Here is a 19,806-nt window from a genome sequence, read left to right on the forward strand (position 1 = left end):
CAGACGGGGCCGCGATCCTGCGGCCCTGCTTCGGACTGAAAGGACATGCGTTGCGCAAATCCAACTTTGCGCAATGCGGCCGCTGTCAAGTCCCGTCATTTTTCTTCAAGTTTTCAGGCGGATCAACCATGAGCACCAGCTATACGTTCGACGACCTCAAAAAGGATGTTGCCGAAGGGCGCATCGATACGGTTCTGGCATGTCAGGTCGACATGCAGGGGCGCTTGATGGGGAAGCGCTTCCAGGCCGAATTCTTCATAGATAGCGCCTGGAAAGAGACGCATAGCTGCAATTATCTGCTCGCCACAGACATGGAGATGGAGACGGTCTCCGGCTACAAGTCGACGAGCTGGGAAAAGGGCTACGGGGACTACACGATAAAGCCCGACCTTTCGACCTTGCGCCGGACGCCCTGGCTCGAGGGCACCGCGCTCGTGCTTTGCGATATCATGGACCATCATACCCATGAGGAAGTGCCTCACTCGCCGCGCGCCATCCTGAAGAAGCAGGTCAAGCGCCTCGAAGCCATGGGCATGAAGGCGTTCATGGCGACCGAGCTGGAATTCTTTCTCTTCGACCAGACCTACGAGCAGGCGCAGGCTTGCGGCTATCGCCACCTGCCGCTCGCAAGCGCCTACAACGAGGATTACCACATCTTCCAGACCACCAAGGAAGAAGACCTGATGCGGGCGATCCGCAAGGGGCTGCAGGGCGCCGACATTCCGGTTGAAAACACCAAGGGCGAGGCATCGGCTGGGCAGGCGGAGATCAATGTGCGCTACGCCGACGCCCTGACCATGGCCGACCGGCATGTGATCATCAAGAACGGCGCGAAGGAAATGGCCTGGGCCAAGGGCAAGGCAATTACCTTCCTTGCCAAGTGGAGCTATACCTCTGCCGGCAGCTCGTCACACATCCACCAGTCGCTATGGAGCGCCGACGGCAAGAGCCCCCTTTTCTTCGACGAAAAGGAGGACCATGGGATGACGCCGCTGATGAAGCACTACGTCGCAGGGCTTCTCGACCATGCCAGCGAAATCACCTACTTCCTCGCGCCCTATATCAATTCCTACAAGCGCTTCGTGGCCGGAACATTCGCGCCGACCAAGGCGATCTGGAGCACGGACAACCGTACGGCTGGCTATCGCATGTGCGGCGCCGACACAAAGGGCATCCGCATCGAGTGCCGCATCGGCGGTTCCGACCTCAATCCCTATCTGGCCTTCGCAGCCCTTCTGGCAGCCGGCATCGACGGGATCGAAAGAAAGCTGGAACTTGAACCTCCCTTCGTCGGTGACGCCTATGGCGCGCGCGAAGTCCGCGAGATTCCGAGAACGCTTCGCCACGCGACGGTGGAAATGGCGCAATCGAAGATGCTGCGCGCGGCCTTCGGCGACGATGTCATCGACCACTATACGCGGGCTGCCGAATGGGAGCAGGAACAATACGACAGCCGCATCACCGACTGGGAAGTTGCACGCGGGTTCGAGCGGGCGTAATTGAGACCACGAATGCCCCTCATCCGGCCTGTCGGCCACCTTCTCCCGCCTGACGGGGAGAAGGAGATAGACGCACCTTTCACCGTCGCTCAACTGCCAGTCGAGGCGAGCGGCAGCTGCAATAGCTCCCTCGTTCCGCTTGCGGGGGGGGGCTGGGGTGAGGGCGATGCCTCGCCGAAAGAAATTTTGTTTGTGAATAGAGAATAGGAATTCGATCATGACCATGATCACATGCGTTTCCCCGGTGAATGGGGAGGTTTATGCGGAACGTCCGGCGCTGTCGCTGGAGGCTGCCAAGGAAGCGGTGGCACGGGCGCGCAGGGCGCAGAAGGACTGGGCCCGCCGTCCGCTTGAAGATCGCGTCCAGCTGGTGATGAAGGGCGTCGCCCGGCTGAACGAGATGGCGGATGTTGTCGTGCCCGAGCTTGCCTGGCAGATGGGTCGGCCGATCAAGTATGGCGGCGAATATCGCGGCTTCAACGAGCGCTCCAACTACGTTGCCACGATCGCTGCCGACGCCCTGGCGCCGATGGTCGTCGAGGATAGCGCCAGCTTCGAGCGTCGCATCGAGCGCGAGGCGCATGGCGTCGTTTTCGTCATCGCGCCCTGGAACTACCCTTACATGACGGCGATCAACACGGTGGCCCCAGCTTTGATGGCCGGCAACGTGGTCGTCCTCAAGCATGCAAGCCAGACGCTGCTCGTCGGTGAGCGCCTCGTGCAGGCCTTCGTCGAAGTCGGTGTGCCCGCCGATGTGTTCCAGAACGTCTTCCTCGATCACGAGACGACGTCCGCGCTGATCGCTGCCGGCAGCTTCAACTTCATCAATTTCACCGGTTCCGTCGAAGGCGGCCGCACCATGGAGCGGGCGGCGGCCGGCACTTTCACCGGCCTCGGTCTCGAACTTGGCGGCAAGGACCCGGGCTATGTCATGGAGGATGCCGATCTTGAAGCGGCGGTCGATACGCTGATGGACGGCGCGACGTTCAACTCCGGCCAGTGCTGCTGCGGCATCGAGCGCATCTACGTTCACGAATCGCTTTATGATTCATTTGTCGAGAAGTCGGTCGCCTGGGTGTCGAACTACAAGCTCGGCAATCCGCTAGACCCTGAGACATCGCTCGGCCCGATGGCCCACAAGCGTTTTGCCAAGGTCGTGCGCGACCAGATCGCCGACGCGATTGCCAAGGGCGCCAAGGCGCTGGTCGATCCGAAGCTGTTTCCGGCCGATGACGGCGGCGCATACCTGGCGCCGCAGATCCTCGTCAATGTCGATCACTCCATGGCCTTCATGCGCGAGGAAACCTTTGGCCCGGCGGTCGGCATCATGAAGGTGAAGAGCGACGCGGAAGCGCTGGAACTGATAAACGACAGTCCCTATGGCTTGACCGCTTCGCTCTGGACCAGGGACAGCGAACGCGCCGCAAGGCTTGGTCGGGAAATCGAGACCGGCACCGTCTTCATGAACCGTGCCGATTACCTCGATCCGGCGCTCTGCTGGACAGGCGTCAAGGAAACCGGCCGCGGCGGCTCGCTTTCCGTCCTCGGTTTCCATAATCTGACGCGTCCCAAATCCTACCATTTGAAGAAAGTCACAGCATGAGCAACATCACAGCCAATTGGAGCTATCCGACAGCAGTCAAGCTTGGACGAGGCCGCATCAAGGAACTGGCGGACGCCTGCAAGAGCCTCGGCATCAAGAAGCCGCTGCTAGTGACTGATCGCGGTCTTGCGTCGATGGCGATCACGGGGAACGCGCTCGACATTCTTGAAGAGGCCGGACTTGGCCGCGCCATCTTTGCCGATGTCGATCCGAACCCGAACGAGAAGAACCTCGAAGCCGGCGTCAAGGCGTTCAAGGACGGCAGTCACGATGGCGTCGTTGCCTTCGGCGGCGGCTCCGGTCTCGATCTTGGCAAGTGCGTGGCCTTCATGGCCGGCCAGAGCCGACCGGTCTGGGATTTCGAGGATGTCGGTGACTGGTGGACGCGTGCAAGCGTCGAGGGCATCGCGCCGATCGTCGCGGTCCCGACGACGGCCGGTACCGGTTCCGAAGTCGGCCGCGCCAGCGTCATCACCAATTCGGTGACGCATGTGAAGAAAATCATCTTTCACCCGAAGTTCCTGCCGGGCGTCGTCATCTCCGACCCGGAACTGACGGTCGGCATGCCGAGGATCATCACTGCCGGCACCGGCATGGATGCGTTCGCGCATTGCCTCGAAGCCTATTCATCGCCGTTCTACCATCCGATGTCGGCCGGCATCGCGCTGGAAGGTATGCGTCTCGTCAAGGAATTTCTGCCGCGCGCCTATAAGGAAGGCACAGATCTCGAAGCCCGCGCCAACATGATGTCGGCTGCTGCCATGGGTGCCGTCGCGTTCCAGAAGGGCCTTGGCGCCATCCACGCGCTATCGCACCCGATCGGCGCCGTCTACAACACCCACCACGGCATGACCAATGCCGTCGTCATGCCCGCCGTGCTGCGCTTCAACCGCAAGGCCATCGAAGAAAAGATCGCGCGAGCGGCCGCCTATCTCGGAATTTCCGGTGGCTTCAACGGCTTTTACGATTACGTGCTGGCGCTGCGCGCCGAGCTCGGCGTTCCGGAAAATCTTACGTCCATGGGGATTGCCAACGACCGCATCGACGAATTGTCGGCGATGGCGATCGAGGATCCGAGTGCTGGTGGAAATCCTGTGCCCTTGACGCTTGAATACACCAAGGCCCTTTTCAAGGACTGCTTCTGACCTATTTGCTCGGCCCTGCGGCGGACCATGAGAAAAGCCCGGAATGCAAAAGAACGCATCCCGGGCTTTTTGCCTCGCAGATCGTATGGCAAGGGATTGGCCGCAACAGCCGGGTGTAAATTAGACTTATCTGTTCTTAGTTTGTTAACCATAATTCGAAAGGATATGTTAATCGCACCATGATCCCGAAGGTGCTGATCGGAGCGATGTCGCAGCTCCCCACCAGGATCAACCCCATGGCTATCATCACATTTGCAAATACCAAAGGCGGGGCGGGCAAGACCACCGCCGTGCTGCTTCTATCGACCGAACTGGCGCGGCGGGGCTATCGAGTGACGATCCTCGACGCCGACCCTCAGCATTGGATCTCGCGGTGGTATGAAATTTCGGGAGGTATCGCGAATATCTCCGTCATCGATTTCGTCACGACAACCTCGCTGCCAATCCACCTGAAAGAAGAGAAAGACAAGACGGACTATTTCATCGTCGACCTGCCCGGTGCGCGCGATGCGTTGCTGGCCACCGCCATCGGCCTTTCGGATCACGTGCTCATCCCAATACAGGGCTGTGCGATGGACGCGCGAGGCGGCGCGCAGGTGCTGGAACTGCTGCAATGTCTGAGGCAGCGGGCAGGGATCCACATCGCTCATTCCGTGATACTGACACGGGTCAACTCGCTGGTGACCACGCGAGCGCTGCAGACGGTGAAGGCACTTCTGTCGGAGCGACAGGTGCCTGTGCTCGAAACGCCGATCGTCGAGCGCTCCGCCTTCCGCGACATCTTCGACTGTGGCGGCACGCTGCAGACGATGGACCCGCAATGCGTCAGCAATCTCGACAAGGCCCAGGAAAACGCCAGGGCATTTGCGGAGGAGATGATGCGGATATTGCCCATCCGCTTGACAGCGTCGGAGCGCCGGTTCGGCTACGACACTGTCAGAGACGCCGCCTGAATATCGAACGCGATACAGAAAAAGGCCACCGGCACGTTGCACCGGTGGCCTTTTCTCTTGGCTGGTTCATTAGTCGACGAATTCGACGACGACGCCGGGTTTGACCATCTTGGCAAGTTCGGTGGCGTCCCAATTGGTCAGGCGGACGCAGCCGTGGCTCTGGGACTTGCCGATCTTCGAGGGCTCGGGTGTTCCGTGGATACCGTAGGTCGGCTTGGAAAGCGCCATCCAGACGGTCCCGACCGGGCCGTTCGGGCCGGGCGGGATATCCAGTACCTTGTCGTTGCCGCCCTGCTTGAAGTTGATCTTCGGATTGTAGGTGTAGCCCGGATTGAAGGCGACGCGTTCGACTGTGACTGTGCCGGAGGGCGAGGGGGTGTCCGTCGAGCCGATACTTGCCGGATAGGCCGCGATCAGCGCGCCCGTCGCGTCATAGGCGAAGACCTGTTTGCGGCCCTTGTCGGCAACGATGCGAGCGACATTGCCCGTCTTCATCGGGCCGGGATCGATCACCTTGATCGTGGTCCCGGGTACGGTGAAATCGACGCCGCGGTTGATCTCCTTCAGGTATCCCTCATCCATGTGGAAACGCTCGGCAAGCATTTCCGTCGTCGAGGTATAGGCGAGCGAGGTCAGGGTCGCCTTCTGGGCGTAATCCTCGGGAATTTCAGCCACATAGGGACCTGCCGCATCGGCCGGGGTGATGGTGTAGGTGGTGATCGGCATGCCGCCGGAATTTCGAAGCTGCTCCAGGATCGAGTCCGTATCATTCGGATCGAGCGTCTGGCCGGTCATCTGCTGGTAGGCATAGATCGCCTTGGTGACGTTTGCACCCATGCGGCCGTCGATGGCACCAGGCGATATGCCCTGGCGATCGAGGAAGACCTCAAGAGCGGTGATCTCCATCTTCGACTTGTTCTTTAGGGTGATGACCGGCTCGGCCGGTGCGGCCCTCGGGGCGCTTGGCGGCGGCTGTTGCGGATCGAGCGAAGCGTAGCTGTCGTTGCTGTTGAGATCGGCCTGGCCGTTCGCGTCGGGCAGTTGCTGATTGTCGAGAGGAAGCCGCTGGACCGAGCCTTCGCGCGCAATGCCGCCGGTTATGGCTCCGGGCTCCGGCTGTCCGTAGCCGTCATCGACACCATAGCCCCTGTTGTTGCCGAACTGGGTATCGCCGTAGCGGTTGCCGTCGCCATTGTCCTGGTAGCCACCATTGTAGGCGTCCCGTACAGGCGGTTTCGGATAGTAGGTGCTTGCGCGCATTTCGGTCGCAAGCAGATTGCCGCGGCGATCGATCAGCACGCGACGGCCTCGACCGTCGCGTGCGACGATAACGTCGCCCTGCTCGGGAACCTGATCGAGAATCCGGCCGTCAGGCGTGACCAGGACCACATCGCTGCTACGCTGGCGATAGTATTGCTGCGCGTCGGCACTGGGCGACACGGCGGCGAACATCGTGATCGCGGCGGCCAGCGCAATGCTCGTTCTCAGGAATCGGTTCACGTCGGTGGTTTCCTCGATCAGTAGTCCGGCACTCACACATTGGAATCTTGACTGCAATGTGGAATTTCCGACATCATACTGAATAAAAGATAAAAATTTGCAGCGGAATGGTTAGCGGATTAACGTTCGGTAATCCAAATGGTTTCCAAGGGTGCAGGCATTGTCGCCTGGTCATGGTTAGCGGCTGGTAAAGATGCACTCTTGCCGGTTGACGCCAGTCATTGCTCGTCTTAACGCTGCCGTCAGGCCGACAGGGGAGATGGTTGCCGATGATCGATTTTTCAGCCGACAAGGGTCCGAAGCTCAGGTTGGACGAAGGCTCCGTCATGGATATAGGGGCCTGTGTCGTCGGTGGTGTCGATCTATCGCCCGCAAAGGCAGTGCCCGACGACGGAGACGCCAGGATTTCCCATTCTGTCGAAGGCTTCCTCTTCACCTGCGGCCCGGACCATATTCGTCATCCCGAACCGATGGCCCCGGAATTCGGCGGCCGGAAATACCCATTGCACGGCTCTCTTTCAGCCAACCCGGCCAAGGTGCTTTGGACCCGGTTCGAAGATGGCAATGCCGAATGCCGGGCGGATGTCGACGTCGTCGGCGCCGAGGGTCGGCCGTTTCGGCTGGAGAGGCTTTGGCGCATCGATGGCAAGACCGGGGAGGTGCATCTGATGGACCGGGTCGTCAACACCAGCAAAGTGCCTGTGCCCGTCTTCCTGATGTATCACATGAATATCGGCGGAAAATGGTTCGACGACGGCGTTAGGCTGACCGGTGCGATGCTCGATGGTGGCGGCTTCCCCTGGAATTTCGGCGAGGAGCCCGGCGGTCTCTTCTGTGTACCGTCCCCGGCGACCGAGGGCAAATGGGCCGAGGTTTCACTAGGACCGATCAAAGTTGCCGACGGCAAGACGCTGCGAGTGCGGTTTAGTGCCGAGACGCTGCCTTTCCTGCAGGTCTGGCGCAACCAGCGAACCCCGGTGCATGTCCTTGGCATAGAGCCGGTGTCGCATCGAGGCGTCTTGCGGGCCGAGCTCGAAGCGGCCGGCGAATTCAACATTCTCCAGCCGGGTGAAAGCCGCAATTACGCGCTCAGCTTCGCGTTTCTGTAGGCGGGCCTTGGACAAGATAGATGGCAGGTCCGAGCGGTTGACGGTCGCATTTGTGCGGCGTAGATCAGTGGCCACGGTTTGCAGGGCCCGCGCGAGGGCCTGCGGTTTCAAAGAGGAATGAACCATGGATATCCGCAAGATCGACGACGAGTACTCGGTTTCCGGCCAGATCGGCGTCGATGACCTCGACGAGATCAAGGCGATGGGGTTCCAGTCAATCGTTTGCCACCGGCCCGATCATGAAAGCCCTGATCAGCCGCTGTTCGACGATATCGCGAGCCGCGCCGAGGAGCTCGGCATGATGATTGCCCATGTCCCGGTCGGCCCGATGGGCGTCACCGAAGACGCGGTGCTGAGCATGGTCGACGCGCTCGACGAGTTTCCGCGGCCGATGCTTGGTTATTGCCGCTCCGGCGCGCGCTCGACCGCGATCTACCAGAAGACCCAGCATATGCGCATTTAGTTCCCTCGCGCAATTGCGTTGCCCCTTGGGTGCTGCGCATTGCGGTGCCCGCAATTTCCAATCCAACACCGATTGTTCAGGAGAACATAATGAGCATCAAGCGCATCGACAGCGGCCCGCGCATGAGCGGCGCCGTCATTCATGGCAACACCGTCTACCTGGCAGGCCAGGTCGGCGAGGGCGAAAGCGTGACCGACCAGTGCAAGTCGGCACTGGCCGAAGTCGATCGCCTGCTGGCCGCGTCCGGCAGCAGCAAGGCAAAGGTCCTGCAGACGCTGATCTATCTTTCCGACATTGCCTATTTCGCCGAAATGAATGCCGCCTGGGAAGCCTGGGTCGACCCGGCCAACACGCCAGCCCGCGCCACCAGCGAAGCAAAGCTTGCCGCGCCGAAGTACAAGGTCGAATTCATCGTCACCGCTGCTCTCGACTGATCAGTAGCGTTTGCTTAGACTAGGACTTTAAGCCGGTGGGCATAAGCTCACCGGCTTTTTGCTGCGGAAATTTCGCTGAGCGTGCGCGTCGGCGTGATCGCTTCTGGGTCTAGCACGATTTCGATGATCGAGGGTTTGCCGCTCGCCCGCGCGCGCTCGAAGGCGGCTCCGAATTCCTCGGTCGTCTTGACCGTCTCGCCATGGCCACCATAGGCGCGGGCAAAATCCGCGAAATCGGGGTTCACCAGCGCCGTGGCGCTGACCCGGCCGGGATAGTCGCGTTCTTGATGCATGCGGATCGTGCCGTACATCCCATTGTTGATGACGAGCGCGATCAGCGGCAGGCCATACTGCACCGCGGTCGCAAACTCCTGCCCATGCATCATGAAGCAGCCGTCGCCGGCAAAGCAGATGACTTCGCGGTCGGGGAACAACTGCTTGGCGGCAACGGCGGCCGGCATGCCGTACCCCATCGAACCGGAGGTTGGTGCCGACTGGGTATTGAACCTGCGGAACCGGTGGAAGCGATGAAGCCAGGTGGCGTAGTTGCCGGCACCATTGGTGAAGATGGCGTCAGACGGCGTATTCGCCTCGATCCAATCCATGATCCGGCCCATGTGGACTGGGCCCGGGCTCGTCTCTGGCGTCGTCGACCATTGGAGATAGGCTCCATGCATGCACTTTGTCCGCTCCGCCCAGCGCGGCTCGGCCGGCGCCTCAAGGTCTGTGAGGGCGGCGACAAAATCAGCGGGGCTGGCGCAGATCGCCAGATCGGGGCGGTAGACCCGGCCGAGTTCTGACGGGTCCGGATGGATGTGCACCAGTGACTGCGATGGGTAGGGGATGTCCATCAGCGTGTAGCCCGATGACGGCATCTCGGAAAACCGTCCGCCGAGAAGGATGAGCAGGTCTGCCTCCTTCACCTCCTTGCCCAGTGCCGGATTGATGCCGATACCGACATCGCCCGCATAGGACGGGTGGAGATGATCGAACAGCATCTGGCGGCGGAAGGAACAGCCGACCGGCAACTGGAAGCGTTCGGCAAAGGCTTTGATATCGGCAACTGCGTCCTCGTCCCAGCGTGTGCCCCCGAGCACGATCATGGGCCGTTCGGCAGCGATCAATCTGAGATAGAGGTCGTCGATCTGGGTTTTGCCGGGATGACTTTCGACCCTAACATAGGGCTTGGCGTGCGGGGCGTCGACCATATCGCGCAGCATGTCTTCCGGCAGTGTCAGGACCACGGGGCCGGGCCTGCCGGAAGTTGCGACCGCAAAGGCGCGGGTCACGAACTCGGGAATGCGGGCGGCATCGTCGATCTCGCCGACCCATTTGGCGAACTCGGTGAAGGCGCGGCGATATTCGACTTCCTGGAACGCCTCGCGCTCGCGTGCATCGCGCTGCACCTGGCCGATGAAAAGGATCATCGGGATCGAATCCTGGCGGGCGATATGGAGGCCGGCCGTTGCGTTGGTCGCGCCCGGTCCTCGGGTGACCATGCAGATGCCGGGCTCGCCCGTCAGGCGGCCCCATGTGTCGGCCATCATCGCCGCGCCGCCTTCCTGGCGGCAGACGATGACGTCGATGTCGGTATCATGCAATGCGTCGAGCACGGCGAGGAAGCTTTCGCCCGGAACACAGGAGATCCGTCTGACGCCGTTTGCCTTCAGGGCCTCGACGATGAGCTGGCCGCCAGTCCTTTTTAGCCCTTCAGTCGGCCTTTTCATGCTTTTGCCTTTCTCTCGAGGTCCGCCAGTTCGGCAAGAACCTCCTCTTGATGTTCGCCGAGGCGCGGGCTCGGCCGCTCATAGCGCAGCGGCGTTTCCGACAGGACGACCGGCGTGCGAACGCCGGGGATGCTTGTGCCGGCGAAGTCGTTGAGATCGATCCGCAGCTTGCGGGCGACGATCTGCGGGTCTGCGAACATTTCCTCGACGGTGTTGATTGGGCCTGATGGCACGGCGTTCTGTTCGCAGAGCCTCAGCAGGTCGGCTTTTTGCCATTTCAGCGTCTCAGTCGAGACGAGCCGGCGCACGTCAACGCGATTGGCGACGCGGGCCTTGTTGGTCGCATAGCGCTCGTCGCTGGCCATGGCCTCGACGCCGAGGAGGCTGCAAAGCCGACGAAACTGGCCGTCATTGCCGATCGCAAGGATCAGGAAACCGTCCGCCACCGGAACGACTTCATAAGGAGAAATGTTCGGATGCGCATTGCCGAGGCGTTCCGGCGCCTTGCCCGAGATCAGGTAGTTCATATTCTGGTTGGCAAGGACGGCGGACTGGACGTCGAGCAGCGCCATGTCGACCAGCTGGCCTTGCCCCGTTTTCAGCGCGTGGATCAGGGCCGCCTCGATCGCCGCGACTGCATAAATACCGGTAAAGACATCGGCGATTGCGACGCCTGCCTTCATCGGTTGGCCGTCCGGCTCGCCGGTGATGGACATGAAGCCCGACATGCCCTGGACGATATAGTCGTAGCCGGCGAAATCGGCGTAGGGGCCGGTCTGGCCGAAGCCGGTGATCGAGCAATAGACCAACTTCGGGTTGATCTTCCTGAGGCTCTCATAGTCGAGGCCGTATTTGGTCAGCCCGCCCAGCTTGAAATTCTCGATGACGACATCGGCCGTCATCACCAACCGCCGGACAAGATCCTGGCCTTCGGCGCTCTTGAGGTCTGATGTAATCGAGCGCTTGCCGCGATTGGCGGAGTGGTAGTAGGCGGCGGAAAGGTTCTCGCCGTCCTTGCCCTCGACGAAGGGAGGCCCCCAGTGGCGCGTATCGTCGCCGCCATCGGGATTTTCTACCTTGATGACATCGGCACCGAGGTCGGCCAGCATCTGGCCGGCCCAGGGACCGGCAAGGACACGGGCAAGCTCGATAACGCGGATGCCGGAAAGCGGGGGCTGTTTCATTGGTGTATTCGTCATGTCGTTCCAGAACAGCGCTCAGGGTGCGCGGGTGGCGTCAGATGTATCCGATACGGGTTTGGATGCAAAGCGGCGCTCGCGCCATAGAATGTAGAAACCGGACGCCATGATGATGAGGATGCCGAGCCATTTGATTGCATCCGGGAAATCGCCGAAGACCAGCCAGGCGAAGATCGTCGCGGAGACGATTTCGAAATATTGAAGCGGTGCCAGCGTCGAGGCCGGGGCCGAGCGATAGGCATAGACACCGAGAATTCCCGAGATCGCCGCCATGGCGCCGACGCCCAAAAGATAGAAAAGAGCGACGCCTCTCGGCATGACGGGATCGAATACATCGGAGCCCGATCCCTGGCCGAAGGACAGGATGACAGCGCAGAACAACAGCCCCCACAGGCCCATCTGGAACTGCATTGCCCACGGATCTTCCCGATGCGACAGCACCCGGGTCATCAGCGCAAAGACGGCAATGCAGAGCGCGCTGAGCACCGGCAGGAGTGCGACGTAGCCGACCTCCTCGAAGCTTGGCTGGATGATCAACATCGCGCCGAAGAAGCCGACCCCGCAGGCCGTATAGCGCCGCCAGCCAATGGTCTCCTTGAGGAAGATACTGCTGAGGATCGTCAGCATGATGGGTTCGACGAAGAAAATGGCAATGGCGTCGGCAACAGCCATGTATTTCAACGTCGTCACGAACGAGACCATCGACACGGTGATGATGGCGCCACGCATCGCATGAAACATGCTCTGCCGCCAGGAAAAATCGGCCCATGTGCGCCGCCAGAGGACGATCGGAAGCATGCATAGCGCCTGCACGACGAAGCGCGCGGCGGTAATTTCCGCCGAGGGGATGGTGGCGATGGCGAGCTTGGCGAAGATGTCGATGATCGGCGAGACCAGGACCGAAAGAAACATCAACGTGATGCCCGTCGTCACCTGCGAAGCGGCTGATGCCGAACGAACCATGTTGCTGCTGCTCATTTCGAAGTCCTGTTACCTACGACTGCACGATTGCCCGATCGCACCAATCCGCAAACGACGATATCGCCACGTCGGCGCCGATCTCGTTCAGGGTCTCGTGACGCATGTCAGGGTAGATCTCGGTCGTGATACGCAGGAAGCCGTGGCGTTTCAAATGATTTGCGAGCCAGATCGTCGCTTTCCCCTGTTCCGTGGCGGGGTCCTTGCCGCCACCGACGAGATGGATCGGTAGGTCTTTCCGCAATCTTTCAAGCGCAGATGTCTGAGGCGCGCGGAACGTCATTTCAAAAAGATCCAGCCACAGGGAGACGGAAACGTCGAAGCCGCAGAGGGGATCGGCGATGTATCGGTCGACCTGCTGCGGGTCGCCGGAAAGCCAGTCGAACGCGGTGCGGCGGTTTTGAACCGACCGCGCCCACGTTCTGAACGTGAGCTTCGGCAGGATCGCGCTTGGAACATCCGAACCCTTCAGCATTCGCTCCGTCCTGAGGATGAGCTGTGCCAGCCGGCCCGCGAGGCCGGGGTTGAAATTGGCGTTCCAGACCGCGACGGCATCGAATTTTCCGGGGAATGCGACCGCGGCGTTGAGGCTGACAAGACCGCCCATCGAATGGCCGAACAGGATGACCGGTAGGCTGGGATGGCGGGCCGCCGCATGATCGTGCATGGCAACGACATCCTCGATCACGCAGCTTACACCGTCGCGCCGGGCAAAGCGGCCGATGGGCGCATCCACCGCTTTCGTTTCACCATGGCCGCGATGATCGTGCGCATAGACATGGTAGCCGCGCGCGGCCATCGCCTTGGCAAAAGGCGCATAGCGCTTCGAATGCTCGGCAAGCCCGTGGCAAATCAGCAGAATTCCGCGCGGCTTGCCCTCGGCGGAAATGTGATGATGCGCAAGTGCAGCACCTGTCGGGCTATCGTGCCAGGCTGTTTCTGCGAACATGCAGCTCTCCTCATCCTGGCCGGGACAAAAGGCCATCCCAAGGTGATTTGCAATGCCGGGCGGCGCGACGGCACAAAATATTCAAGCCGCTACGATTCTGGGTTGCGAAGATTGCGGCAAGCTGCTTATTTGTTCCCATATTGTTCTGGTTTGGAGGGTGGTATGCATTTCGGGATTCGGGCGCTTATTGCAGCGCTGTTGCTGCAGATGCTGGCAATCGGCGCGTCGGCACAGGACGGCGAAAAGGGTGGACACACGCGCTTCATCCTTGCCGCCAGCTGGGAACCGGCTTTCTGCGCCACCAACCAGAAGAAGGCGGAATGCCGCGACGAAAAGCCTGACGCATACGACGCGACGAATTTCTCGCTTCATGGGCTCTGGCCGATGCGGCAGCAATATTGTGATGTTTCGCAGGATCTGCAGCGATCGGATCGCGACAAGGACTGGAACAGCCTGCCCGAGGTGCCGCTATCGACAAAGACGCGGTCTGTTCTCGCAAAGGCGATGCCCGGCACGCAATCCGGCCTGGAGCGCCATGAGTGGATCAAGCACGGCACCTGCACGAAGCTCTCGGCTGACGAATATTTTGCCGGAGCCGCCGGGTTGATCGGCGAATTGAATGCCTCGGCAGTGCGCGATCTCTTCGCGCAGAATATCGGCAAGACGCTCGATGCCGAGACGATCAAGCAGGCTTTCGACAAGAGCTTCGGCGAGGGGGCAGGCGACCGGGTCAAGATGAGCTGCCGTCGCGTCGGCAAGGTGAGGGTCATATCGGAGCTGACGATCGGCCTTTCGCAGGATGCGATCGAACCCGATCCATCCGGCCCCCGGCTCGAAACGCTGATCCAGAGTGCGGGGACGACGAAATTCGGTTGCGACCAGGGCGTGGTACAAGCCGTCGGCTCGTGAACGCTGCCATCGGGCGGCTCTTCAGGCGATAACGAGTTTTCGGCGTTGCCCGGCGGCTTTGTTTACCTTACATAGCGGCACAAACCCGAAATCCTCTCGCCTAGGAGCAGTGCAGCAATGGCACGTCAGTTCATCTATCACATGTCAGGGCTCAACAAGGCCTATGGCGCCAAGAAGATCCTTGAGAACGTCAACCTTTCATTCTACCCGGATGCCAAGATCGGTATCCTCGGACCCAACGGTGCCGGTAAATCGACGGTGTTGCGGATCATCGCCGGCCTCGACAAGGAATATACCGGTGAAGCCTGGCTCGCCGAAGGCGCGACCATCGGCTACCTGGAGCAGGAGCCGCATCTCGATGCCGACAAGACGGTGCTCGAGAATGTCATGATTGGCGTTGCGAAGAAAACGGCCATCCTCGAGCGCTACAACGAACTGATGATGAACTATTCCGATGAAACGGCGGAAGAGGGCTCTAAGCTTCAGGACATCATCGACAGCCAGAACCTCTGGGATCTCGAAAGCCAGGTCGAGATGGCGATGGACGCGTTGCGCTGCCCGCCCGGTGACAGCGATGTCACCAGCCTGTCGGGCGGTGAGCGTCGCCGCGTAGCACTTTGCCGGCTGCTTCTGTCGCAGCCCGACCTGCTGCTGCTCGACGAACCGACCAACCATCTCGACGCGGAAACGATCGCCTGGCTCGAAAAACACCTGCGCGCCTATCCCGGCGCCGTGATGATGATCACCCACGATCGCTACTTCCTCGACAACGTCACCGGCTGGATCCTCGAGCTCGATCGCGGCCGCGGCATTCCCTATGAGGGCAATTACTCAGCCTACCTGCTTGCCAAGGCCAAGCGCATGGCGCAGGAAAACCGCGAAGACGCCTCCCGCCAGAAGGCGATCTCGCGCGAACAGGAATGGATCGCCTCCAGCCCCAAGGCGCGTCAGGCGAAGTCGAAGGCCCGTATCAAATCGTACGAACAGCTGGTCGATGCGGCCGAGAAGCAGCGTCCGGGCGACGCACAGATCATCATCCCGGTCAGTGAGCGGCTGGGTCAGGTCGTCATCGAGATGGACGGCATCTCGAAGGGCTACGGTGACCAGCTCCTGATCGACGGTTTGTCGATCAAGTTGCCGCCGGGCGGCATCGTTGGCGTCATCGGCCCGAACGGCGCCGGCAAGACGACGCTCTTTCGCATGATCACCGGCCAGGAAAAGCCGGATGCTGGCACCTTGCGCATCGGCGACACCGTTCAGCTCGGCTATGTCGACCAGAGCCGCGATGCACTTGATGGCAACAAAACGGTCTGGGAAGAAATCTCCGGCGGAGCCGAAATCATCAAGCTCGGCAAATTCGATATGAACAGCCGCGCCTATTGCGGCGCCTTCAATTTCAAGGGCGGCGACCAGCAGCAGAAGGTCGGCAATCTGTCCGGCGGTCAGCGCAACCGCGTCCATCTGGCCAAGATGCTGAAGGCTGGCGGCAATGTGCTCCTGCTCGACGAGCCGACCAACGATCTTGACACCGAGACGCTGGCGGCGCTGGAAGATGCGCTGGAAAAGTTCGCGGGCTGCGCCGTCATCATCAGCCACGATCGTATGTTCCTCGACCGCCTGGCGACGCATATCCTCGCCTTCGAAGGCGACAGCCATGTGGAATGGTTCGAAGGCAACTTCGAAGACTACGAAGTCGACAAGGTGCGACGCCTGGGAGCCGACGCGCTCAATCCGAGCCGCGTTACCTACAAGCGCCTGACGCGCTGATCGGCTTTCAAGTTGGCACGATTGAGAACCCCGGTTTCGCCGGGGTTTTTCTTTGGCACAAAACCGATTGCGCAATTCTCGCTTGCCATCAAAAACCAAATCACATAAAGATATCTTTATATCTTGATTGGGTGCGGATATGATGGACTTGGTGAAATTCGGTCTGGACGGCCTGGTCGACGTGCTGAAGGCGGCGGGTGAGCCGACGCGGCTTCGTCTGCTCGCCTTGCTTGCATCCGGCGATCTCACCGTCACCGATCTTACAGAAATTCTTGGTCAGTCGCAGCCCCGTATTTCACGGCACCTGAAGCTACTTGGCGAGGCGTCGCTGATCGATCGTTACCAAGAGGGCGCCTGGGCCTATTTCCGGCTCACCCATGATGGCAAGGCCGTCCAGCTGGTGCGGACGTTGCTGAAATACGCTTCCGAAAACGATCCGGTCCTGCTGCGCGACGGCGAGCGGCTCGCCGCGGTGAAGCGCATTCGATCGGAGCGGGCGCAGGCCTATTTCAGCCGCAATGCCGCAGAATGGGATGAGCTCCGGCGGCTGCATGTGCCCGACGAGGATGTCGACAGTGCGCTGATCGATCTCATCGGCGCAAAGCCGATCGATGCATTCCTTGATCTTGGCACCGGGACGGGTCGCATGCTGCAGCTGCTCTCGGGCGTCTATCGCCGCGGCCTCGGCGTCGATGCCAGCCGCGACATGCTGGCTGTGGCGCGCGCCAATCTCGACAAGGCGAACATCACCACAGCGTCCGTGCGCCATGGAGACATCTTCAATCTGCCGCTCGACGCGCAGGATTTCGATCTCATCACCATCCATCAGGTGCTGCATTTTCTTTATCAACCGGAACTGGCGATCGGCGAAGCGGCGCGGATGCTGCGGCCTGCCGGCCGGCTGGTGATCATCGATCTTGCGCCGCATACGCTCGAATATCTGCGCGACGAGCACGCGCATCTGAGGTTGGGCTTCTCCCATCAGATGATGGCCGAGTGGCTGGAGAATGCCGGTCTCGAGGTCGAGGAGGTCAAGGACCTTCACGCCGGAAAGCAGAATGACCAGAACCTGACGGTGACGATCTGGGTGGCGCGCGATCGGCGATTGCTGATGGCCGCCGGACAGGAGCGCCAGTCTTCATCCATGCATGCCGGGGGAGCCTGATATGGTATCGAATTTGGAAAACGGTCGCCGCGACATTCGTATCTCGTTCGAGTTCTTTCCGCCGAAATCGGAAGAGATGGAGGCGCAGCTTTGGAACACCGTCGCTGAATTGCAGAAATGGGATCCCGAGTTTGTCTCCGTGACCTATGGGGCCGGCGGCTCGACCAAGGTCCCGACGCTTGCCGCGGTGCGGCGGATGATCTCGCAGACGCCGCTCGCGACAGCCGCTCATCTGACCTGCGTCAGCGCGACGCGGGAGGAGACCCACCGGGTCGTTGATGAATTTCGTGCCGCCGGCGTTGGCCATTTCGTGGCGTTGCGCGGCGATCCGCCCGAGGGTATCGGCAGCGCCTACCGGCCGCAGCCGGGCGGCTATGCCAATGCGGCCGAGCTGGTCTTGGGGCTGCGCGCGCTTGGAGACTTCGAGATTTCCGTTTCGGCCTATCCGGAAAAACATCCGGAAAGTCGTGATGTGAACGCCGACATCGACATGCTGAAACGCAAGGCCGACAACGGTGCCGACCGGGCCCTGACGCAGTTCTTCTTCGATAATGATGTTTTTGAGACCTATCTGGAGCGCGTGCGCGCCGCGGGCATCGGCATTCCCGTTGTTCCGGGTATCATGCCGATCCAGAACCTCACCCAGCTGAAGCGTTTCGCCGGCATGTGCGGCGCCACGATACCGGTAAGGCTGGATGCGCGTTTCGAAGGGCTGGACGAGGACCCGATCGAGCGGGCCAAGGTTGCCGCGGATGTCGCGGCCGAACAGATCGAGGACCTTGTTCGCCGTGGCCTGAACGAGTTTCACCTTTACACGATGAACCGCGCGCCGTTGGTCGGATCGGTGCTGGAACTCCTCGGCCTTGGTTGCGATACGGAAAGGAAGTCAGCCGGAGCGGCAGCTTGAAGGCACAAAAAAACGCATACCCCTTAAGGCATGCGCTTCTTGGAATGACTTACTGTTAGCTTCTAGGAGTCGCATTTCCCGTCTTTGAGTTCGCCAAACCGTGCCTCTAGATGAAGAGCATGGTCACCACGAATACGAACGCAGCACTGATCAATAGGACATTAAAGGATTGTGTCAGTCCCATGTCTGCCTCCTCCGTTAACCCTTAAAGCTTATGTCACAAATATGTCGCTGGCAAAGAAAATCGATGCTGCGATGCGATATCCACTTCTCCGATGGGATTAGGCAGGATCATCAAGTTTTTGATTTCAAAAGATAAAACTATCCTTCTCCACAGTCACGATTTTTAATGAACTGTTAAATTTCTGGCGCGAATTGTTAACGCCGCCGCCGACTTGGCCACTAGCTGGTTGGGGTTACGTAAGGTTAGGCCGGTCTGGCGCCTGGCCTTAATCTAGCAAACAACCGCCCATCGAGAATAAGCAAGCCTACGGCAATCAGCAGCATTCCGGCGATGTCAGTTGGCTCCAGCCGCTCGCCGAGGAAGACGACGCCAAGCAGAATGGCACCGGGCGGGACGAGGAGGGTCACCAGCGATGCATTCGTCGCTCCGGCAAGGGCCATGATCCGGAAATAAAGAATATAGGCGAAAGCGGTGGAAAGCAGCGCAAGTGCTACGATCGCCGTGATCGATCCAAGCGGCGGCATCGCCACTGTCCACGGCCGATCGACGATTAGCGAGACCGGAAGCATGATGATCGATGATCCGGTGAGCTGTCCCGTTGCGATGATCGGCGCCGGGGTGCCTTTGAAACGCTTGGAATAGATCGCGGCGAAGCCATAGGAGACAGCAGCAAGGATCGGCACCAGCAGTGCCCAGAACGGCACGCCGTTTGTCACCATTATTCCAGGCCCGACGAGAACGATCGTCCCGGCCAGCCCGACGAGACAACCAACGAGTTTTGCCGCCGTCGGCTTCTCATCCTCCGTCAGATAGCGGGCGATGATAACGGTCCAGATTGGCGTCGTCGCGTTGAGCACCGAGGCAAGACCCGCGCCGATCTCGGTTTCGCCGAGAAAGATCAGGGCGTGCGGCACCGCATTGTTGATGAGGCCGAGAAACAGGAATTGCCGCCAATGCAATCGCAGCAGGCGATAGATATCGAAGCGGCCAGCCATGTAGAGGTGAAGCGCCACCGCTGCCAGCGACAGGCGCAGGAAGACCAGTGTAAACGGCGGAACGTCGTGGACGGCGATACGGGCAAAGAAGAACGAACCGCCCCAAATCAGGCCCAGCAGCAGCAAGAGGCCCCAGGTCAGCGCATTCATGCCGGTATCCGTCTTCATCGGTCTGCTCTCCCACACATGCTGCCATCATGGCGATCCGCGCAGGCTTCGCCACCCGTTTCCAGACCAGCAGGCAGAATTTCGACGATCGGCGGTACGTCCGGAAAGAGATAATGAAAAAGGCGGCCGAAGCCGCCCGTCTCATTTGGGAT

Annotated in this window: 17 protein-coding genes; 11 read left to right on the forward strand and 6 right to left on the reverse strand. The window is 60.5% G+C overall.

Annotated features, from left to right (window positions below; all coding sequences use genetic code 11):
* Positions 1-128 precede the first annotated feature (128 nt).
* The 4 genes from AB4Z52_RS03270 to AB4Z52_RS03285 all read left to right on the forward strand — a co-directional run bounded on the left by AB4Z52_RS03270 (position 129) and on the right by AB4Z52_RS03285 (position 5,200).
* The gene (locus tag AB4Z52_RS03270) at positions 129-1,499 is read left to right on the forward strand and encodes a glutamine synthetase family protein (protein ID WP_442216448.1); all 1,371 of its coding nucleotides are present in this window, start codon (positions 129-131) and stop codon (positions 1,497-1,499) included.
* 217 nt (positions 1,500-1,716) lie between these two features.
* Positions 1,717-3,102 (forward strand): aldehyde dehydrogenase family protein, encoded by a 1,386-nt coding sequence (locus AB4Z52_RS03275; protein WP_442216449.1) that lies wholly within the window; start codon positions 1,717-1,719, stop codon positions 3,100-3,102.
* Positions 3,099-4,247: an iron-containing alcohol dehydrogenase gene (locus AB4Z52_RS03280; protein WP_442216450.1), complete on the forward strand. Its 1,149-nt coding sequence runs from the start codon at positions 3,099-3,101 to the stop codon at positions 4,245-4,247. The genes AB4Z52_RS03275 and AB4Z52_RS03280 overlap by 4 nt, the downstream gene beginning before the upstream one ends.
* Before the next feature lie 236 nt (positions 4,248-4,483).
* Complete coding sequence (locus AB4Z52_RS03285) at positions 4,484-5,200, forward strand: AAA family ATPase (RefSeq protein WP_442216451.1); 717 nt, start codon at positions 4,484-4,486, stop codon at positions 5,198-5,200.
* Positions 5,201-5,269: 69 nt separating this feature from the next.
* Here the strand turns inward: AB4Z52_RS03285 and AB4Z52_RS03290 are convergent, their stop codons facing one another.
* Positions 5,270-6,700, reverse strand: a complete 1,431-nt coding sequence (locus tag AB4Z52_RS03290) for a L,D-transpeptidase (protein ID WP_442216452.1) — start codon at positions 6,698-6,700, stop codon at positions 5,270-5,272.
* Between the two features lie 269 nt (positions 6,701-6,969).
* Between AB4Z52_RS03290 and AB4Z52_RS03295 the strand changes: the two genes are divergently transcribed.
* The 3 genes from AB4Z52_RS03295 to AB4Z52_RS03305 all read left to right on the forward strand — a co-directional run bounded on the left by AB4Z52_RS03295 (position 6,970) and on the right by AB4Z52_RS03305 (position 8,706).
* Positions 6,970-7,809 (forward strand): DUF4432 family protein, encoded by an 840-nt coding sequence (locus AB4Z52_RS03295; protein WP_442216453.1) that lies wholly within the window; start codon positions 6,970-6,972, stop codon positions 7,807-7,809.
* 124 nt (positions 7,810-7,933) lie between these two features.
* Positions 7,934-8,272, forward strand: coding sequence for a TIGR01244 family sulfur transferase (locus AB4Z52_RS03300; RefSeq protein ID WP_442216454.1), 339 nt, complete (start codon positions 7,934-7,936; stop codon positions 8,270-8,272).
* A gap of 89 nt (positions 8,273-8,361) precedes the next feature.
* Positions 8,362-8,706 (forward strand): RidA family protein, encoded by a 345-nt coding sequence (locus AB4Z52_RS03305; RefSeq protein ID WP_442216455.1) that lies wholly within the window; start codon positions 8,362-8,364, stop codon positions 8,704-8,706.
* Between the two features lie 47 nt (positions 8,707-8,753).
* On the opposite strand, the gene AB4Z52_RS03310 is transcribed toward AB4Z52_RS03305, so the two are convergent.
* Genes AB4Z52_RS03310 through AB4Z52_RS03325 form a run of 4 tightly spaced genes read right to left on the reverse strand, consistent with a single transcriptional unit; the run spans position 8,754 to position 13,559 of the window.
* Positions 8,754-10,433 (reverse strand): thiamine pyrophosphate-binding protein, encoded by a 1,680-nt coding sequence (locus AB4Z52_RS03310; protein WP_442216456.1) that lies wholly within the window; start codon positions 10,431-10,433, stop codon positions 8,754-8,756.
* Positions 10,430-11,632: a CaiB/BaiF CoA transferase family protein gene (locus AB4Z52_RS03315; RefSeq protein WP_442216457.1), complete on the reverse strand. Its 1,203-nt coding sequence runs from the start codon at positions 11,630-11,632 to the stop codon at positions 10,430-10,432. Before AB4Z52_RS03315 ends, AB4Z52_RS03310 begins: the two co-directional genes overlap by 4 nt.
* Before the next feature lie 18 nt (positions 11,633-11,650).
* Complete coding sequence (locus AB4Z52_RS03320) at positions 11,651-12,610, reverse strand: DMT family transporter (RefSeq protein ID WP_442216458.1); 960 nt, start codon at positions 12,608-12,610, stop codon at positions 11,651-11,653.
* 16 nt (positions 12,611-12,626) lie between these two features.
* Positions 12,627-13,559 carry an alpha/beta fold hydrolase gene (locus tag AB4Z52_RS03325; RefSeq protein WP_442216459.1) on the reverse strand — a complete coding sequence of 311 codons (933 nt, stop codon included), beginning with the start codon at positions 13,557-13,559 and terminating at the stop codon, positions 12,627-12,629.
* Between the two features lie 207 nt (positions 13,560-13,766).
* On the opposite strand from AB4Z52_RS03325, the gene AB4Z52_RS03330 reads away from it, so the two are divergent.
* From AB4Z52_RS03330 to metF, 4 genes are all read left to right on the forward strand, one after another.
* On the forward strand, positions 13,767-14,468 hold the full coding sequence (locus tag AB4Z52_RS03330) for a ribonuclease T2 family protein (protein ID WP_442216654.1): 702 nt from the start codon (positions 13,767-13,769) through the stop codon (positions 14,466-14,468).
* A 117-nt stretch (positions 14,469-14,585) separates the two neighbouring features.
* Positions 14,586-16,235, forward strand: coding sequence for an energy-dependent translational throttle protein EttA (gene ettA, locus AB4Z52_RS03335; protein ID WP_442216460.1), 1,650 nt, complete (start codon positions 14,586-14,588; stop codon positions 16,233-16,235).
* Positions 16,236-16,374: 139 nt separating this feature from the next.
* Entirely contained in the window at positions 16,375-17,400 is a 1,026-nt protein-coding gene (locus AB4Z52_RS03340; RefSeq protein WP_442216461.1) for an ArsR/SmtB family transcription factor, read from the forward strand.
* 1 nt (position 17,401) lies between these two features.
* Positions 17,402-18,307, forward strand: a complete 906-nt coding sequence (gene metF / locus AB4Z52_RS03345) for a methylenetetrahydrofolate reductase [NAD(P)H] (RefSeq protein ID WP_442216462.1) — start codon at positions 17,402-17,404, stop codon at positions 18,305-18,307.
* Positions 18,308-18,733: 426 nt separating this feature from the next.
* Here metF and AB4Z52_RS03350 read toward each other — a convergent pair whose 3' ends face one another.
* Complete coding sequence (locus AB4Z52_RS03350; protein ID WP_442216463.1) at positions 18,734-19,654, reverse strand: DMT family transporter; 921 nt, start codon at positions 19,652-19,654, stop codon at positions 18,734-18,736.
* Positions 19,655-19,806 lie beyond the last annotated feature (152 nt).

Origin of the sequence: Rhizobium sp. 2YAF20 (assembly GCF_052114685.1) — a bacterium.
Lineage (GTDB): Bacteria > Pseudomonadota > Alphaproteobacteria > Rhizobiales > Rhizobiaceae > Rhizobium.

Coding starts and splice junctions, on each gene's coding strand:
- AB4Z52_RS03350 (WP_442216463.1), bottom strand. CDS start 19,654: ATGAAGACGGATACCGGCATGAATGCGCTGACCTGGGGCCTCTTGCTG.
- AB4Z52_RS03340 (WP_442216461.1), top strand. CDS start 16,375: ATGATGGACTTGGTGAAATTCGGTCTGGACGGCCTGGTCGACGTGCTG.
- AB4Z52_RS03305 (WP_442216455.1), top strand. CDS start 8,362: ATGAGCATCAAGCGCATCGACAGCGGCCCGCGCATGAGCGGCGCCGTC.
- AB4Z52_RS03300 (WP_442216454.1), top strand. CDS start 7,934: ATGGATATCCGCAAGATCGACGACGAGTACTCGGTTTCCGGCCAGATC.
- AB4Z52_RS03320 (WP_442216458.1), bottom strand. CDS start 12,610: ATGAGCAGCAGCAACATGGTTCGTTCGGCATCAGCCGCTTCGCAGGTG.
- AB4Z52_RS03330 (WP_442216654.1), top strand. CDS start 13,767: ATGCTGGCAATCGGCGCGTCGGCACAGGACGGCGAAAAGGGTGGACAC.
- AB4Z52_RS03325 (WP_442216459.1), bottom strand. CDS start 13,559: ATGTTCGCAGAAACAGCCTGGCACGATAGCCCGACAGGTGCTGCACTT.
- AB4Z52_RS03285 (WP_442216451.1), top strand. CDS start 4,484: ATGGCTATCATCACATTTGCAAATACCAAAGGCGGGGCGGGCAAGACC.
- AB4Z52_RS03315 (WP_442216457.1), bottom strand. CDS start 11,632: ATGACGAATACACCAATGAAACAGCCCCCGCTTTCCGGCATCCGCGTT.
- AB4Z52_RS03310 (WP_442216456.1), bottom strand. CDS start 10,433: ATGAAAAGGCCGACTGAAGGGCTAAAAAGGACTGGCGGCCAGCTCATC.
- AB4Z52_RS03275 (WP_442216449.1), top strand. CDS start 1,717: ATGACCATGATCACATGCGTTTCCCCGGTGAATGGGGAGGTTTATGCG.
- AB4Z52_RS03295 (WP_442216453.1), top strand. CDS start 6,970: ATGATCGATTTTTCAGCCGACAAGGGTCCGAAGCTCAGGTTGGACGAA.
- metF (WP_442216462.1), top strand. CDS start 17,402: ATGGTATCGAATTTGGAAAACGGTCGCCGCGACATTCGTATCTCGTTC.
- AB4Z52_RS03270 (WP_442216448.1), top strand. CDS start 129: ATGAGCACCAGCTATACGTTCGACGACCTCAAAAAGGATGTTGCCGAA.
- AB4Z52_RS03280 (WP_442216450.1), top strand. CDS start 3,099: ATGAGCAACATCACAGCCAATTGGAGCTATCCGACAGCAGTCAAGCTT.
- ettA (WP_442216460.1), top strand. CDS start 14,586: ATGGCACGTCAGTTCATCTATCACATGTCAGGGCTCAACAAGGCCTAT.